This is a genomic window from Pseudooceanicola profundi (assembly GCF_050897955.1).
Taxonomy (GTDB): Bacteria; Pseudomonadota; Alphaproteobacteria; order Rhodobacterales; family Rhodobacteraceae; genus Pseudooceanicola.
Genome location: NZ_JBPAXZ010000001.1, coordinates 170,713 through 186,828, shown reverse-complemented (window position 1 = coordinate 186,828; position 16,116 = coordinate 170,713). Strand labels below are relative to the sequence as shown.

Sequence of the window (16,116 nt, the reverse complement as noted above, 5' to 3'; positions counted from 1 at the left end):
AAAGTTTCTCTGCCCGGTCCTTCAGGTGGGATGATCCCCGCGATCGACCCCGGAGGCCCCGGACAGACCGAATGGACCCCGCAAGGGTCGAACCAACGCCAAGCCGCCCCGAGGGGCCGGCGCGGCACTAAACGGGTGGGGATGACGGACCCAAATCCGCATCACCCGCCGGAGAAGAACCGCGATGAGGCGCGACGGAGATTACGAGGGCAGGGGAGCGACGCATGTTCGTCGCCCATGCCATCTATCGCCGCACGCCCGCACAATCGCCCCTGACAGACACGCCATCTTAGGGTTCGGACCTCCTGGGTCCGGGCCTTCTGACGCGTGCAAACGGATACAATGGCAAAGAAAATGCTCATCGATGCCACCCACGCGGAGGAGACCCGCGTCGTGGTGGTGGACGGAAACAAGGTCGAGGAGTTCGACTTTGAATCTGAAAACAAGCGCCAGCTAGCCGGCAACATCTATCTCGCCAAGGTCACGCGCGTGGAGCCCTCGCTCCAGGCGGCCTTTGTGGACTATGGCGGCAACCGCCACGGCTTCCTCGCCTTCTCGGAAATCCACCCGGATTACTACCAGATCCCCGTCGCGGACCGTGAGGCCCTGATGGAGGAAGAGCGTGCCTATGCCGAGGCCATGAAGGCCAAGGACGAGGCCGACGAGGAAAAGAAAAAGACCCGCTCGCGCCGCCGTCGTCCCTCCAAGGCGGAAAAGACTGTTGCGGACGATGCGATCACCACGTCCGACGAGTCCGAAATCAACGGGATGGAGACCATCGACCTCGAAACCGAGGATGAAGGCCTGTCGCCCATGGAAACCGTGGCCGAAACGCCTGTAGAAGAGCCCGAGGGCTCTGCAGATGATGCGATCGACACCACGGACGACAGCTCTGACGAGGACGAGGATCACGACGACGGCATCGAATCCGTGGCCGATGACGATGATCACGAAGACATCCAGCTGCCGCGCAAACCCCGCGCGCGCCGCTACAAGATTCAGGAAGTCGTCAAGGTCCGTCAGATTCTGCTGGTGCAGGTCGTCAAGGAAGAGCGCGGCAACAAGGGCGCCGCGCTAACCACCTACCTCAGCCTGGCCGGCCGGTATTGCGTGCTGATGCCCAACACCGCCCGTGGCGGCGGCATCTCCCGCAAGATCACCAATGCTGCGGACCGCAAGAAGCTGAAGGAAACCGCGTCGGAGATCGACGTGCCCAAGGGCGCGGGCCTGATCGTGCGGACGGCCGGGGCCAAGCGCACCAAGACAGAGATCAAGCGCGACTACGAATACCTTCAGCGCATGTGGGAACAGATCCGTGAGCTGACGCTCAAGTCGATTGCACCCGCCAAGATCTATGAAGAGGGCGACCTCATCAAACGCTCGATCCGCGACCTCTATTCGCGCGATATCGACGAGGTGCTGGTGGAAGGCGAACGCGGCTACCGTAACGCCAAGGACTTCATGAAGATGATCATGCCGTCCCACGCCAAGAACGTGAAGCATTACGGCGATCAGATGCCGCTCTTTGCCCGCTATCAGGTGGAAACCTACCTGGGCGGCATGTTCAACCCGACCGTGCAGCTGAAATCCGGCGGCTATATCGTCATCGGCGTGACCGAGGCGCTGGTCGCCATCGACGTGAACTCCGGCCGTGCCACCAAAGAGGGCTCTATCGAGGAAACCGCGCTCAAGACCAACCTGGAGGCCGCCGAAGAGGTCGCCCGCCAGCTGCGTCTGCGTGATCTTGCGGGCCTGATTGTCATCGACTTCATCGACATGGACGAGCGTAAGAACAACGCCGCCGTCGAGAAGAAGCTGAAGGACAAGCTCAAGACCGACCGCGCCCGCATCCAGGTTGGCCGCATTTCCGGCTTTGGCCTGCTTGAGATGTCGCGCCAGCGTCTGCGCCCCGGCATGCTGGAGGCCACGACCCAGCCCTGCCACGTCTGCCACGGCACGGGCCTCATCCGGTCCGACGACAGCATGGCGCTGAACATCCTGCGCCAGATCGAGGAAGAGGGCACCCGTCGCCGGTCGCGCGAAGTGCTGCTGAAATGCCCGGTCGACATCGCCAACTACCTGATGAACCAGAAGCGCGAACATGTCGCCGCCGTCGAGGCGCGCTATGGCATGTCCGTCCGGATCGAGGGCGACCCGCATCTGATCTCTCCCGATTTCTCCATGGAGAAGTTCAAGACCGCGACCCGCGTCGTGCCGGAACCGACTGAATTCGTTTCGGCCAGTGCCGCGCTCTACGATCAGTCCGATGAGGACGAGGTTGAACCCGATGACAGCGAGATCCCGGAGGATATCGACGCCTCCGACGCGCGGGAGACCGCCTCCGAGGATGGCGACGAGCAGAAGCCCAAGAAGCGCCGTCGTCGTCGTCGTCGTCGGCGCGGCGGCTCCAAGGAGAATGGTGAGGGCGGCAATGACAATGGCTCCGGCGACGATCAGACGGAGGCCGAGGACACCGATGCTTCTGACGTGGAGGTCCCGGCTGAAGAGGTCGCTGCCGAGGCTGTGACCGAAGAGGCTGCTCCGGCGGAAGAACCCGCACCGAAGCCCAAGCGCACCCGCTCGCGGTCCCGCAAGAAGGCCGAAGAGCCGGCAGCGGAAGAGGCCGGCGCCGATGCGACGGCAGAGGTGGCAACTGCAGAGGTCGCCGAGGCGCCCGAGGCGGAGGAAAAGCCAAAGCCCAAGCGCAAATCGACGCCGCGCAAGAAGAAGGAGCCTGTGGCGGAAACACCTGCAGAGCCCGCGCCGCAGTCGGAACCGGTTGCGGAGACTCCGGCGGAGCCTGAGCCTGCTGCCGAGACCCCGGCAGAGCCCGAACCGCAGCCGGAACCGGTCGCAGAGACCCCGGCAGAGCCCGAGCCGCAGCCGGAACCGGTTGCAGAGGCCCCGGCACAGCCCGAGCCCGCCTTGGCAGAGGCCGAACCCGAAGATGACAGCAAGCCGAAACGGCGCGGCTGGTGGTCGCTCGGCAAGGGCTGAGGCTGACAGAGACTGAACGGGAAACCGCCGGGCGCTAGCGTCCGGCGGTTTTCTTATGACAGGTCGACGCGCTCAGCCGCCCTTGCGCACCTCAAAGAGCCGTCCGCCCTCGCGCGGCTCGTCCCGCAGCACCGCATGGCCTTCCTGCGCACAGAAATGCGGGATGTCGATCGCGGCCACGGGATCATCCGACAGGATCGTCAGCACCTCGCCCGCCGCAATCCCCTGCAGCCGTTTGCGCAGCCGCAGAACGGGCAGGGGGCAGAGCAGCCCAAGCGCGTCGATATCCACATCCACCGTCATGGCCCGCAGATAGCGCGCTCCTGCAACAAAGGTCCACGGCTTTGTGACAACGCGCCGCGTGACGGCGGTGGCAGAACCGGCTAATCGGGGATCATGTTCGGGATCGACATCATAGATGCGGGGCTTCTGCCTGCCATGATCGTGGCGCTGCTGGCGGGCGGGATTTCTTTCCTCAGCCCCTGCGTCCTGCCCATCGTGCCGCCCTATATCGCCTATATGTCCGGCGTGTCGCTGACCGATCTGGGGCAGGGTCAGGGTCGCAACCGGGCGCTGCCTGCCGCACTGATGTTCGTGCTGGGCCTTTCGACCGTCTTCCTGCTGCTGGGCTTTGCGGCCTCGTCCTTCGGGCGGCTCTTCCTTCAATACCAGGGCTATTTCAACACCATCGCCGGGGTTCTCGTGATGATCTTCGGCGCGCATTTCGTCGGCGTCTACCGCATCGGCTTCCTCGACCGGGAGGCGCGGCTGGATGCGGGCGACCGCGGCGGGTCGGCCTTTGGCGCCTATGTGCTGGGCCTGGCCTTCGCCTTTGGCTGGACGCCCTGCATTGGGCCGCAGCTGGGCGCGATCCTGTCGCTGGCGGCGTCAGAGGCGTCGATCACCCGGGGCACCGCACTACTCGCTGTCTATGCGCTTGGTCTCGGCATTCCCTTCCTGCTGGTCGCAGCCTTCCTGCCGCGCCTCGGCGGGGCGCTTAACTGGATGAAGCGGAACATGGAACGGATCGAGCGGATCATGGGCCTGCTGCTCTGGACCATCGGGCTCTTGATGCTGACGGGCGGTTTCTCCGCCATGTCCTTCTGGCTGCTGGAGACCTTTCCCGGCCTCGCAACCCTCGGATAATTTTCTTAATCTCGCCGCCTTTTGCCGCTATCCTTCCGGCAAAACGCATTGAGGCAGAGATGAGCAGCTCTCCCACCGAAGGCCCCATCGTCAGGCATCGCCGGGTGTTCTACATCCCCGGCTATGACCCGATCCATCCGCGCCGCTACCGCGAGCTCTACCGGAAGGAGAGCGCGGCGCAGGCGGAGATCTCGGGCTATTCCCTCACGCTCCGCCCCAAGACGACCAAGGGCCCCTATGGCTGGCATATCGAGGCGGAACAGGACGGGCAGGCCACCGGCACGGATATGGAGGTGCTTTACTGGTCCGACATCGTGCGCGACAGCATGGCCTCCTCGATCCCCGCCACCTATCTGCAACTGGTCTGGACGGCTTCGGCCTATATCTTCTCCGGCGCGCTGTTCCGGCTGATGCGGCTGCGCAAGGGGCCGGTGATTGCGGCGCTCTACCCGGTGGGCATGCTTCTGTTGCAGCTGGCGCTCTGCTGTCTGGTGGGCTGGGGCCTGGGGCGATTGGTCCAGCTGGGCGTCGCGCAGGTGGTTCCGATGGCCGCGCCCTGGGTCGGGCTGGCCGTCGGGCTGGCGGTGATCTGGGCCGGCCTCCGGTGGTTCAAGTCGAAGGACGCCAAGCTCTTCGCCTATTACCTGATGCACGACTATTCCTTCTCCGCTCGCACCCTCGGCGCCAATTCCCCGGCGTTGGAGGCGCGTATGGCCGAATTCGCCGATACCATCGCGGAGGCGTTGAAGACCGATGCCGGGGAGGTGCTGGTGGTCGGCCATTCCTCCGGCGCGCATCTGGCGGTGTCGATCCTGTCGGACCTGATCCGCGACGAGCGCGTGCCCGCGGATGGCCCGGTGCTCAGCTTCCTGTCGCTGGGGCAGGTGGTGCCCATGGTCTCCTTCCTGCCGCGCGCCAAACGCCTGCGCGCCGATCTCGCCTATCTGTCGGCCCGGCCGGAGCTCACCTGGGTAGATGTGACGGCGCCCGGCGACGGCTGCGCCTTTGCGCTCTGCGATCCGGTTGCGGTCACCGGCGTGGCGCCGGCGGACAAGCAATGGCCGCTCGTCTTCTCCGCCGCCTTCACTCAGACGCTGTCGCCCGAACGCTGGAAGGAGCTTCGCTGGCGCTTTTTCCGCCTGCATTTCCAGTATCTCTGCGCCTTTGACCGGCCTGGCGATTACGACTATTTCCGCATCACCGCCGGCCCCCTGACGCTGGCGGGCCGCTACGCCGGCAGACCGCCCTCCAAGACCCGGATCGAGACGCCCGTAAATCGCTTCCGGAGCATGGCATGATCCCCCCCAAACCGGCAGCCCGGCCCGACCGCGTCTCGCTCCGCCGTTACGTGCAGCTTTTCCGCGACGATATCCTCTCCGCCCAGCCCGCACGCCTCTACCGCGCTTGGATGGCGGAGTTCAAAACGCCCTTCTTCCGCTCTTACATGATCAACCAGCCCGACCTGATCGCCACGGTCCTCAAGGAACGGCCCGACGATTTCCCCAAATCCGACCGGATCAGCGAAGGCCTGCGCCCGCTGCTCGGCAACTCCGTCTTCCTGACCAATGGCGAGACCTGGAAACGCCAGCGCCGCATTATAGACCCGGCTTTCGAGGGCGGCCGCCTGAAGGATACCTTCCCCGCCATCCGCGACGCGGCAGAGGCCTGCATCGCCCGCCTCAAAACCCGCACCGGCACGCCGGTGGAGATCGAGGCGGAGACCTCCCATGCCGCCGCCGATGTGATCTTCCGCACGCTCTTCTCCATCCCTATCGAACATGAGATCGCGGCAGAGGTCTTCACCCGGTTCCGCGACTACCAGCGCTCCTCGCCCATCCTCAACATCGCAGCGTTCATCCCGCTGCCGCGCTGGCTGCCGCGCTTCCATTCCCGCCGCACGAAAAGCGCGGCGCGGGACATTCGCCAGCTTATCACCCGCCTGACCGACGCCCGCCAACAGGACATCGCGGCGGGAACGGCGCCCGACGACCTCGCGACCAAGATCATGACCACCGCCGATCCGCTGACCGGCGACCGTTTCGATACGGAGGAGATGGTCGATCAGGTCGCCATCTTCTTCCTCGCCGGGCACGAAACCTCCGCCTCAGCCCTGGCCTGGGCGCTCTACCTCATGGCGACGCACCCCGACTGGCAGCAGCGTGTGGCAGAGGAGGCGCGGGCGCTGGACGAGGATAGCGATTTCTCCGTCCTCTCCAAGCTCCGCCTCTCCCGCGATACCTTCCGGGAGACGCTGCGCCTCTATCCGCCCGTGCCCATGATGGTCCGCGAAACCACCCGGTCCGAGCATTTCCGCGACCGCGACCTGCCGAAGGGCGCGCAGGTGGTGATCAGCCCCTGGCACCTGCACCGGCACGAACGGCTCTGGGACAATCCCGATGGCTTCGATCCCGCCCGCTGGGGCACCGAAAAGGGCCGCCAATGCATGCGCGACGCCTATGTGCCCTTCTCCGCCGGCGCGCGGGTCTGCACCGGCGCGGGCTTTGCCATGGTCGAAGGCGTGCTGATCCTCTCCATGATCCTGCGCCATTTCAAGGTCACGACAGTCGAGGCCCCGCCAACCCCCATCGCCCATCTCACGGTCCGGTCCCGCGACGGCATCCGGCTGCAACTGCGACCCCGCGACTAACCGGGCAGACGCAGGCGCACCGTCTGGCCCGGCCCGCTGTCGAACTGGACCGACCCGTCCAGCCGCTCCATGGCGCTCGCGACAATTGCCAGCCCGAGCCCGCTGCCCTCCGGCCCGCCGGTTGGACCGCGGGTGAACCGCTCTGTCGCCCGGTCGCGCAGCGTGTCTGGGATGCCGGGCCCGGTGTCGGATACGGTTATCTCCAGCGGATCGCGGGACAGGCTCAGGCGTACGGTGGCGCCGTCCGGGCTGGCCTGCACGGCATTCTCCACGACGTTGCGAAGGGCTGTCCGCAACAGAAACGCATCGGTCACAATGGTGCGCCCGGCGTCTGCAGTCACGTCAAACCGCACCCGCCGGACCTGCGCCAGCGTCGCGAGGTCCTGCAACACCTCCTCAATGATGCGCGCAGGATCACAGTCCGCGCCGACCCGCTCCGCCCGATCGATCCGCGCCAGTTCCAGAAGTTGGCGCACCATCCGGTCGGTCCGGTCGACAGAGCGGGTGATGTTTTCGATCGCCGCCCCCCGCACCTCCGGATCATCTGACATCCGCAGGACCTGCGCCTGCGCGCGCAGTCCCGCCAGCGGCGTCTTCAGCTCATGGGCCGCAAAGGTCGTGAAATCCCGTTCCGCGTCGCGGGCCGCGCCGACCCGCGACATCAGCGCATTAAGCGCCTGCCGCACCGGCCGGATTTCCGACGGAACAGGGCCGGGCAGGGGAGAGAGGTCCTGCGGGCTGCGCGCCCGCAAACTCTCTGCCATCCGGTCAAGAGGGGCCAGCCCGCGTGACAGGCCGAACCAGATGAGAAGCGCCAGGGCAGGCAGCATGACGGCGGCAGGCAGCAGCAGCCCCTCGATCACATCGCGCACCAGCCGGTCTCTGACGGCAAGGCTGTCGCCGACCATGACCCGCAGACCCATCTCCGGGTTCAACACGGAAAAGACCCGCCACGGCTCTCCCTCTACGGTTGAGACGGAAAACCCCTCGGTCGCCATATCGGACAACCGGGTATCCGGCGCCCCCTGCGACCGGCCGACCAGCGCCCCGTCCAGAGACCAGATCTGACAGGACAGCTGGCGGGAATATCCCTCCGCCTCAGGCAGAGGCACGGCAACGGGCGCGTCTCCGGCGGCGGCCACCGCGATCCGGTGGTCGGTCAGAAGTGACGATACCATCCGCGCAGCCTCTGCCAGCCGCGCATCCAGCACATGCTCCACCTGCGCCCGCGTCGAATGTTCGATCCAGAGCGCGGCAGACATCCAAACAGCCCCGGTCGCCAGCGCCAGGATCAGAAACATTCTCAGACGGATCGAGATGGCGCGCCCTCCGCAGCAATCCGGTAGCCAAGCCCCCGCACCGTTTCGATAAAGTCGCGCCCCAGCTTGGCGCGCAGCTTGTGGACATGGACCTCCACCGTATTGCTCTCCACCTCCTCCTGCCAGCCATAGAGCCGCTCTTCCAGCGTGGCCTTGGACAGGATGTGGCCCGGATGTTCCATCAGCGCCAGCAGCACGGTGAACTCCCGGCGGGAAAACCCGACAGCCCTGCCGGACATCTGGCCCGAGAGGGTCGCCGGATCGACCACAAGCCCGCCACAGGACAAGGTGCCCTGAGCCCGCCCCTCGCGCCGCCGGAGCAGCGCGCGCAGCCGTGCGGCCAGCTCCTCCAGGTCGAAGGGCTTGCCCATATAATCGTCCGCACCAAGATCCAGCCCGCGCACCCGGTCGCGCACCTGATCCAGCGCCGTCAGCAGCAGCACGGGCAAAGTGTCCTCCCGCGCCCGCATCTCTGCCAGAAGATCGAGGCCGGAGCCGTCGGGCAACATCAGGTCCAGCACCATCCCGTCGAACCCGCCCGCCAACAACGCTGCCCGCGCATCGGCCAGCGTGGCGACCCTGTCCGGCGTAAAGCCCGACAGACGCAGCCCGACGCTCAGCCCGTCAGCCAGCACAGCATCATCTTCGACGATCAAAATCCGCATTCCGTCCCCGTATCGCGCGCCCTCTGCGCTGCCAAGCTTAAGTCAGTCTGAAGCAGGCTCAACCCGCCACCAACTATGACATCTGCGTGATCCGCTGCCGTGGTGGGTGTGCCTTAAGGTTCACTTAAGCCAGCCATGGTGACCCGTGGCATCTGCCCGAAGAGGCTCCGAAAGAAGGAGAGACCATGAGCATTAAACTCACCCGTCGTCAGGCCATGCTGGCCGCAACCGCCACAGCAACCCTCGCCACCCCCGGCATCCTGCGCGCTCAGGATGTAGAGCTCACGCGCCGCAACAGTTCCAGCTTCTCCATGCAGGACTGGCGCGATCATTTCGATGACCTCGGCAAGTCCACCATCGTGGCCGATACCGTCTCCCGCGCCTTGCACTACTGGTCGGCCGACGGGTCAGACTATCGCGTCTACCCGACCTCCGTTCCGCTGACGGATGCGCTGACCAAACGCGGCTATACCTCCATCGTACGCAAGAAGGTCGGGCCATCCTGGACCCCGACCGCATCCCAGATGCAGCGCTACCCGGACTGGAAGCCGATCCCGCCGGGCCCGGAAAACCCGCTTGGCACCCATGCCATGTATCTCAGCTGGCCCGCCTATATCATCCACGGCACCCACGACACCCGCAAGATCGGCCGCCGGTCCTCCGATGGCTGCATCGGGCTCTATAATGAAAAGATCGCGGAGCTCTTCCAGCTCTGCCCGGTTGGCACCCAGGTGCGCGTCATCTGACGCCGGGGGCCTCGGCCCCCTTCATCTTTCCAAAAATACTCCCGCCGGAGGCTTTGACCTGCGCCAGCAGGTCAACCCCGGCTAGCTGGCCACGGCCCGGGCCAGGGCGCAGAACTGTTCCAGCGATACCGTCTCCGCCCGGTCCGTCGGCTTGATCCCGGCGGCGAGCAGACGATCCTCGATATCCGGCGCCAGCCCCTTCAGCGCCGCCCGCAGCATCTTGCGCCGCTGGTTGAACGCCATGGCGACCACACGCTCCAGCACTTTCGCATCCGCGGCAAACCGCGGCGCGGGCAGGGCGGTCAGATGCACCACGGCAGAGCTCACCTTGGGCGGCGGCGTGAAGGCCTCGGGCGGAAGCGACAGGACAATCCGCGCCTCCGCCCGCCAGGAGGCCAGCAGGGCCAGCCGACCATAGGCCTTGCTCCCCGGCTGCGCCACGATCCGCTCCGCCACTTCGCGCTGGAACATCAGGGTCAGGCTCTGCCAGAAGGGCGGCCAGTCGGGCGGGGTCAGCCAGCGCACCAGCAGCTCGGTGCCGACATTATAGGGCAGGTTGGCCGCCACGCGGATAGGCGGGGTCAGCCGGGCCAGCGGGTCGATCTCCAGCGCATCGCCGTTGATCACCTCAAGCCGGCCGGGATAGGCCGCCGCGATGTCCGCCAGCGCCGGCAGGCAGCGGGCATCCTTTTCCACCGCCAGAACCCTGCGCGCCCCCTCGGCCAGCAGACCCCGGGTCAGACCGCCGGGCCCGGGCCCGATCTCCAGCACGTCACACCCGGCCAGCTCGCCGGCCTGTCGGGCGATTTTTGCCGTCAGGTTCAGATCCAGAAGGAAATTCTGTCCCAGCGATTTCTTCGCCGCCAGCCCATGCGTCGCGATGACTTCTCGCAGGGGCGGCAGACCGTCGATCGTGGCCATCTCAGCGCCGGACGATCCGCGCCTCGCTGCGAAGCTGGGCGAGGTAATCCTCGGAATAGGTCCCCAGCCGCCGGTTCTGGATATCCAGCGCCACGCCATCCCGCGACACCGCCCCCGACAGATCGAAGCTCCGGTCGCAGAGCATCAGAAAGACCAGTGTCTGACCATTGGCGCGCGTCAGCGCCGTGGAGACTTCACCGGGGTCGAGCTTCTCCAGCTCGGCGGCGATATCTGCGGGGATCTCACCGGGCGCTTTGACGCCGCGATCAAGAACGGATTCGGGCTGCCCCTTGGCAATGCCGTAAAGATCGTCACAGGTATCGACCCGCGCCTTGATTTTGGCCGCCTGCGCCAGCGTCGCCTCGGTCCGCCCGCCGGCGATGTAATAGGCGGCATATTCGATAGCGGCATATTGCGGCGCGCGGCTGTCGCTCTGTTGCAGATCACGCAGCAGGAAAAGCGCGATCTGGCCATTCTGTTCGATGGGCTGGCTGATCTGTCCCGGCCGCAGGCCAAGGATAACAGGCCGGATCTGCGGCCCGAGATTGGAGGCAGGCACCCAGTTTACACGCCCGCCAGCACCGGCAGAGGGCGCCGAGGAATATTCCCGTGCCGCGGCACCGAAGTTATTGGCGCCGCCGCGCCGTATCCGATCGGCAAGCGCGCGCGCCTCGTCTTCCTGTCCGGCTTCGACCGGAATGAAAATCTCGGAGATAAGGACCTGCACAGCGCCACCGCTGACGCCACCGCTGGCAATCGCGCGGTCGATCTCCTGTTCCGAAATCTGCACGCGCGGACCAAAGCGCGCCCGCACCACTTCGCGCCAGGCCACGCCTGCGGCAACAAAATCACGGAAGGATTCCGGCGCGACCCCGGCCTTGCTAAGCGCGGACAGAAACTGTTCGGCCGACAGATTGGCCCGGCCGGCAAATTCGCTCATACCGGCCTGAATTTCTTCAACGGCCGGTCGGATACCCATTTCCTTGGCGGCGGCGATCCTGAGCCGGTCGTCGATCAGCTGCGACTCCGCCAGCTCCCGGATGTCGCCCGGGGCGCGGAACAGCCGCAGCATCCGCATCCGCTGATCAAGCTCATATCGGGTCACGACCTGGTCATTGACCTTGACGACAGGGGTGAAATTCTGCGCCGGCGCCGCCACGGGCATCACAAGACCCAGAGCGACAAGGCTCAGGCGCAGAAGGAATGGCAGAACGGGGCGAAGTGTCAGGGTCATGTCAGTCTTTTCTTGTCTTGCGTCATCTGCAGGCCCGGGCGACGGTTCCGCCGTTTGACCTGGCAGAGAAGCCGCGCAGCCCGATCGTGAAACTGAAATCGGTGGCTGGGGAGACGATAGTGGAAGAGGTGAACCGGCGCGAGGCCGAAAGTGTCACGTCGAGACACTCGTTCGAATAGACAACGCCAAAGCCGGCCCGGATCGGTTCGTCCGCTGCGATGTCATAGCGGCCCGACAGCAGACCGCGCCAGTTGTCGTTGAAATCGAACCCGGAGGAAAACGACCACTCCGACACCGCCGTTGGCCGGTCTTCGTCCGGGTCGGGCGACAGCCAGACATAGCCCGCAGCGATATCGAAACGTTTGGCGTTCCACACGGCTTTGGCTTCGGCCTTGTTGACCTCAAGGCTGTAGTCGAACAGACCGCGTGCCGTCACCGAAAGACCGTTGCGGGCAAAAATCTGACCCGCGATGAGCAGGTCAGAGGTTTCGCCCCTCAGACCCGACGATTTGCTGAACGCGGTCTCCGGACGTTCCCGGAACACCGACCCGAGCGTGAACCGCGTGCTCCAGCCCGAAGGGTCCAGCCGCGTCCATGTGGCGCCAAGCGCGGCCCGGAGCCCGCGTTCCCGACGATCCACGGCGGAAAAGCGGGACAGGGACAGCAGATTGCCCTCGTCAAACTCTACCCGGGTGCTTTCATCATTGGCCACATTCAGCGCATCGCCGCCGGTCCAGGCAATCATCGCAACGGGTTCGACAATATTGGTGACGCCGGTGGCGCCGTGGCGCACCCAGGGCCAGCGCAGGGTCAGTGCGGCCGTGGGGCTCAGCCGGGCGTCCGATCCGGGCAGGCTGGCATCCTGGCTGGTGATGAATGCATCGCCCGCAACGCCTCCCAGCACCTGTGCACGCAGCCCTAGCGGCAGGGTCCAGCTGTTGCGCCAGTCCAGCCCGACGCTCATGCGCTGGACGTCACGCCCGTCGACAATTGTATCGGCATCGGCCCCATCGAAATCCAGATCGGACCGGCGCACATGGCTGTGCGTCTCGGCCGAGGCACGGATCTCTCCGCCCCACCGGGGAAAGAAGCGCCGCTCGAACATTGCATCGGCGGCAAGGAAGGGGATCGTATCATTGGTCTCGTTGACACGCAGCGTATGAAACAGGGCCAGTTCGGCTGCCAGGAAACTGTCGCGCCGGACCCGCGACAGGGTCACACTGCTTTCCAGCCGGTCCGCATCGGAATAATCGTAATCCGTCAGATAGGCGTCGTCATTGACGGCGGCGATCTTGAAATCGAGCTTGAAGTCCCGGCGCAGGTCGAAATGCCCGGTCCCTTCAATGAACGCACGCGTGCCAGATTGCAGATCATCCTGGGACAGGGCGCCGTTGAAGGAAATTTCACCCCGGGTGAACGCCTGCCGGTAGCGCCATTCCAGGGTCCGCGTCCGGGCCGAGATATACGGCGTAAGTGTCAGGTCCCGATGGTCGCCGAGCTTGATGAAATAAGGGATTTTCACCCCCGTGGCGAGTTGCGAGTTCCGCCGGATCGACGGAATCAGAAAGCCGGTCGCACGGGTCTGGGTCGGATCGGGCAGACGCAGCCGCGGGAACCAGAGGATCGGAACGCCGCGCACTTCCATCCGGGCATCGTCGAAATACAATTGCCGCTCTGTCTGATCATGCACCACTCTGCGCGCCCGGATTTGCCACAGTGGCGGGCGCGTCCCGCAGACCTGACAGGAACTGACCGTCGCGCGGGTCAGTTGCGAATAGCGCCCGTCCACCCGGTCCAGCCGTGCGGCGGCAAGCTGAAGCTGCTGATCCATCAACACCCGCGCACCGCGGATCAGCCCATTGCGAAGGTCGCGGTCCAGTGCGGCCGCATCGGCGATCAGAATCTGATCCGGGCCGTTCTGCAGCACGATCGGGCCGGTGATCTCCAGCCGGTCATCGGTCCGCGAATAGACAATGCGCTGCGCCCTCAGCCGGGTGTCACCGCGCAGCACTTCAACAGAACCTTCGGCAACCAATGTGTTGCGGTCGGCCAGCCGCAGATGATCCGCCACCAGCATGGAGGGGGCGTCGTCATTGCTCTGGGCCAAGGCCACAACGGGCAGCAGCCAGATGATGAGCGCGCATAACAGCCACCGCATCATCCGTCCTCCATATGCAGCAGCAACCCAAGCGCCAGCATCAGCGAGGCAAGCGGCGGCGCCCAGGCCGCAAGCGCGGCGGGCACCTGACCATTGTCACCCAGAATCTGAACGAAATTGCGGATGTAATAGAGTGCAAACCCAAGCATGACAGCCGCCAGCACGGAAACGCCCGTCTTGCCGAACCGCACATGCCGCATCGTAAAGGCGGCCGCAATCAGCACCATGGCAACCAGGAAGACTGGCTGAGCCAGTTCCATCTGGAACCAGACGGCATGCCGGCGCGCGGAAAACCCGGCCTGCTCCAGCTGCTCGATATATCGCGGCAGTTCCCAGATCGGTATGGCAGAGGGGTCGCCAAAGGTATCGCGAATACGCTCCTGCGTCAGCGTCGACGGAACTTCGAGCTGTTCGATCGCCTGACGCTGGGCTTCCGGGTTGAAATCCTGGTCCAGGGGCCAGCTCATGACGTCGCGCAGAACCCAGGCCCCGCTGGTCAGCTCCGCAACTTTGGCCTCAAGCCTCAGGTCTGGCCCGCCGCCGGGCGCATATCCGATCATCGTGACATCATAGAGCTCTGTTGCCTGTGGGTTCGCCCGCGCGGCACGGATAACCATCTGGCCGTCGTCGCCGCCCTGTCTCAGCCAGAGACCTTCGGCCGATACGGAAATGACGTCGCGCCCGCCGGACCGATAGCTCTCAAACAGCAGCGCATGGCGTTTGGACGTGCCCGCCACGATCGGGTTAACCAGCGCAACAGCCACGATCCCGATACCGGAGGCGACGATGACCGGCGCAACAAGCACACGCAGACCGGACCGCCCGGCGGCGCGAACGACCACCAATTCAGAAGACCGCGCGAGCCCGAGAAAAAGAGCGACGGTCGACAGCATCAGGATCAGCGGCAGGATCTGGTAAATGCCTTTGGGCGTATTCAGCAGGACCAGCTCCAGAAGCTGGCCGAAGCCGATGTTGGCCGCAGACAGGCGGCGGTTCTGTTCCACCATGTCGATCAGCATCGACATCGCCAGAAAGACGATCAGCAGGCCCAGGAACAGCCTCAGATACCGGCGTGCGAAATAAAGGTCCAGTTTCATGCCGTGGTCCTTCGGTGGAACAACCTCGGCCGGTTCAGACGCGTCGCCCGCCACAGCATGAACCATCCCAGGCAGAGCCCGGCCAGCGGCGGCAGATAGACAAGCGGCCATAGCGCCGCATTCCTGCGCACCGGATCCGTCACCACACCTTCCAGAAACTTGATGACCAGCATCAGAACCAGCGCCAGAACGATCTGCTGCCAGACGCCAAACCGGGAAAAGCCGGAGCTGATCAGTGTCCCGAAGGCAACCAGCGCCGCGGCCAGACAGAAGAGCGGCTGTTCAAACCGGATATGCGCCTCATAGGCAATCTCACCCCGGGTTGCGCCGGTCAGGGTCTCGGCCTGACTTGGGTTGGTCAGCAGCGTCCAGGTGGGCAGGTGCCGGACATTGGCCAGCTGCGGGCCCTCTTCTCCGAAAAGTCGCCCGATATCATAGGTAAAGTCCTTGAAATGCGTCGTGAAAAGCCGCTCGTCCTCGCGTTGCAAAGTCTGCGCCAGCCCGTCGATCATCACCAGTTTCGGCGTCCCGGCCTCGTCTTCGGCACGGTCCGCGACGATATAGGCGCGGGCTGCGGTAAAGGTCTGGACAGTGTTGCTGCGCCGATCCGACAGGAACACGTCATTCAGCGTTCCGTCAGCTGCGATATCCCGGATGTAGAAGGTGACGCCGTCGACCGGATGCAGGAACGTCCCCTCCGTCAACAGCCGCGCGGTGACGTTCTGCCGCAGATCGTTTTCCCGCTGCTTCAGCTGCGTCATCGAGGCAGGCACGAGGAAATGCGTCATGACCGCCATCATCAGACCGACAATCAGACCAAACCACAGGACAGGCCGCGCCAGACGCCAGGGCGAGAACCCGGTGGCCTGCATCACCACCAGCTCGCTCTCGCTCGACAGACGGTTGGTGACATAGACGGCGGCGGCAAAGACCGACATCGGCAGCACGATCCGGATCACATTCGGCAGCGACAGCGCGGTGAATTCCAGAAAGATAAAGGCCGACTGGCCATCGCCGATCAGCGTGTCGAACAATCGCACCGCCTGGTTGATCCAGTAGATCGACACCAGGACGAGCGAAAAAAATCCGAACAGCACCATGAATTGCGACAGCAGATATCTGTCGAAACGTGCCAAGAATTTCCCCCATTCCGTACCCGGTTGCCCCCGGAGCTTGGCGGACCGTA

General features: G+C 64.9%; 13 protein-coding genes. 5 read left to right on the top strand and 8 right to left on the bottom strand.

The features are described 5' to 3' along the window. The first annotated feature begins 342 nt into the window (after positions 1–342). Positions 343–2,997, top strand: a complete 2,655-nt coding sequence (locus ACRARG_RS00925) for an Rne/Rng family ribonuclease (RefSeq protein ID WP_432688100.1) — start codon at positions 343–345, stop codon at positions 2,995–2,997. 72 nt (positions 2,998–3,069) lie between these two features. On the opposite strand, the gene ACRARG_RS00920 is transcribed toward ACRARG_RS00925, so the two are convergent. After that, positions 3,070–3,300: a sulfurtransferase TusA family protein gene (locus ACRARG_RS00920; RefSeq protein ID WP_432688099.1), complete on the bottom strand. Its 231-nt coding sequence runs from the start codon at positions 3,298–3,300 to the stop codon at positions 3,070–3,072. A 93-nt stretch (positions 3,301–3,393) separates the two neighbouring features. Here ACRARG_RS00920 and ACRARG_RS00915 point away from each other — a divergent pair, with 93 nt between their 5' ends. The 3 genes from ACRARG_RS00915 to ACRARG_RS00905 are packed head-to-tail and all read left to right on the top strand — an operon-like array spanning position 3,394 to position 6,790. Next, on the top strand, positions 3,394–4,143 hold the full coding sequence (locus ACRARG_RS00915) for a cytochrome c biogenesis CcdA family protein (protein WP_432688098.1): 750 nt from the start codon (positions 3,394–3,396) through the stop codon (positions 4,141–4,143). Positions 4,144–4,202: 59 nt separating this feature from the next. Beyond that, complete coding sequence (locus tag ACRARG_RS00910; RefSeq protein ID WP_432688097.1) at positions 4,203–5,441, top strand: hypothetical protein; 1,239 nt, start codon at positions 4,203–4,205, stop codon at positions 5,439–5,441. Further along, positions 5,438–6,790, top strand: coding sequence for a cytochrome P450 (locus tag ACRARG_RS00905; protein ID WP_432688096.1), 1,353 nt, complete (start codon positions 5,438–5,440; stop codon positions 6,788–6,790). The genes ACRARG_RS00910 and ACRARG_RS00905 overlap by 4 nt, the downstream gene beginning before the upstream one ends. Here ACRARG_RS00905 and ACRARG_RS00900 read toward each other — a convergent pair. Together ACRARG_RS00900 and ACRARG_RS00895 are read right to left on the bottom strand one after the other, a co-directional pair. After that, the gene (locus ACRARG_RS00900) at positions 6,787–8,091 is read right to left on the bottom strand and encodes an ATP-binding protein (RefSeq protein WP_432688095.1); all 1,305 of its coding nucleotides are present in this window, start codon (positions 8,089–8,091) and stop codon (positions 6,787–6,789) included. The two genes, ACRARG_RS00905 and ACRARG_RS00900, sit on opposite strands and share 4 nt — an antisense overlap. Before the next feature lie 2 nt (positions 8,092–8,093). After that, a complete protein-coding gene (locus ACRARG_RS00895; protein WP_432688094.1) occupies positions 8,094–8,774 on the bottom strand; it encodes a response regulator in 681 nt (226 codons plus the stop codon). Between the two features lie 185 nt (positions 8,775–8,959). On the opposite strand from ACRARG_RS00895, the gene ACRARG_RS00890 reads away from it, so the two are divergent. Then, the gene (locus ACRARG_RS00890) at positions 8,960–9,520 is read left to right on the top strand and encodes a L,D-transpeptidase (RefSeq protein ID WP_432688093.1); all 561 of its coding nucleotides are present in this window, start codon (positions 8,960–8,962) and stop codon (positions 9,518–9,520) included. Between the two features lie 81 nt (positions 9,521–9,601). On the opposite strand, the gene rsmA is transcribed toward ACRARG_RS00890, so the two are convergent. Genes rsmA through lptF form a run of 5 tightly spaced genes read right to left on the bottom strand, consistent with a single transcriptional unit; the run spans position 9,602 to position 16,066 of the window. Further along, entirely contained in the window at positions 9,602–10,441 is an 840-nt protein-coding gene (gene rsmA / locus ACRARG_RS00885) for a 16S rRNA (adenine(1518)-N(6)/adenine(1519)-N(6))-dimethyltransferase RsmA (RefSeq protein ID WP_432688092.1), read from the bottom strand. Between the two features lies 1 nt (position 10,442). Beyond that, positions 10,443–11,675 carry a peptidylprolyl isomerase gene (locus ACRARG_RS00880; protein ID WP_432688091.1) on the bottom strand — a complete coding sequence of 411 codons (1,233 nt, stop codon included), beginning with the start codon at positions 11,673–11,675 and terminating at the stop codon, positions 10,443–10,445. A gap of 22 nt (positions 11,676–11,697) precedes the next feature. Beyond that, entirely contained in the window at positions 11,698–13,833 is a 2,136-nt protein-coding gene (locus tag ACRARG_RS00875) for an LPS-assembly protein LptD (RefSeq protein WP_432688090.1), read from the bottom strand. Next, positions 13,833–14,930, bottom strand: a complete 1,098-nt coding sequence (lptG, locus tag ACRARG_RS00870) for an LPS export ABC transporter permease LptG (RefSeq protein WP_432688089.1) — start codon at positions 14,928–14,930, stop codon at positions 13,833–13,835. The genes ACRARG_RS00875 and lptG overlap by 1 nt, the downstream gene beginning before the upstream one ends. Next, positions 14,927–16,066, bottom strand: coding sequence for an LPS export ABC transporter permease LptF (lptF, locus tag ACRARG_RS00865; protein ID WP_432688088.1), 1,140 nt, complete (start codon positions 16,064–16,066; stop codon positions 14,927–14,929). The genes lptG and lptF overlap by 4 nt, the downstream gene beginning before the upstream one ends. Positions 16,067–16,116: the final 50 nt, after the last annotated feature.

Coding starts and splice junctions, on each gene's coding strand:
- ACRARG_RS00925 (WP_432688100.1), top strand. CDS start 343: ATGGCAAAGAAAATGCTCATCGATGCCACCCACGCGGAGGAGACCCGC.
- ACRARG_RS00920 (WP_432688099.1), bottom strand. CDS start 3,300: ATGACGGTGGATGTGGATATCGACGCGCTTGGGCTGCTCTGCCCCCTG.
- ACRARG_RS00915 (WP_432688098.1), top strand. CDS start 3,394: ATGTTCGGGATCGACATCATAGATGCGGGGCTTCTGCCTGCCATGATC.
- ACRARG_RS00910 (WP_432688097.1), top strand. CDS start 4,203: ATGAGCAGCTCTCCCACCGAAGGCCCCATCGTCAGGCATCGCCGGGTG.
- ACRARG_RS00905 (WP_432688096.1), top strand. CDS start 5,438: ATGATCCCCCCCAAACCGGCAGCCCGGCCCGACCGCGTCTCGCTCCGC.
- ACRARG_RS00900 (WP_432688095.1), bottom strand. CDS start 8,091: ATGTTTCTGATCCTGGCGCTGGCGACCGGGGCTGTTTGGATGTCTGCC.
- ACRARG_RS00895 (WP_432688094.1), bottom strand. CDS start 8,774: ATGCGGATTTTGATCGTCGAAGATGATGCTGTGCTGGCTGACGGGCTG.
- ACRARG_RS00890 (WP_432688093.1), top strand. CDS start 8,960: ATGAGCATTAAACTCACCCGTCGTCAGGCCATGCTGGCCGCAACCGCC.
- rsmA (WP_432688092.1), bottom strand. CDS start 10,441: ATGGCCACGATCGACGGTCTGCCGCCCCTGCGAGAAGTCATCGCGACG.
- ACRARG_RS00880 (WP_432688091.1), bottom strand. CDS start 11,675: ATGACCCTGACACTTCGCCCCGTTCTGCCATTCCTTCTGCGCCTGAGC.
- ACRARG_RS00875 (WP_432688090.1), bottom strand. CDS start 13,833: ATGCGGTGGCTGTTATGCGCGCTCATCATCTGGCTGCTGCCCGTTGTG.
- lptG (WP_432688089.1), bottom strand. CDS start 14,930: ATGAAACTGGACCTTTATTTCGCACGCCGGTATCTGAGGCTGTTCCTG.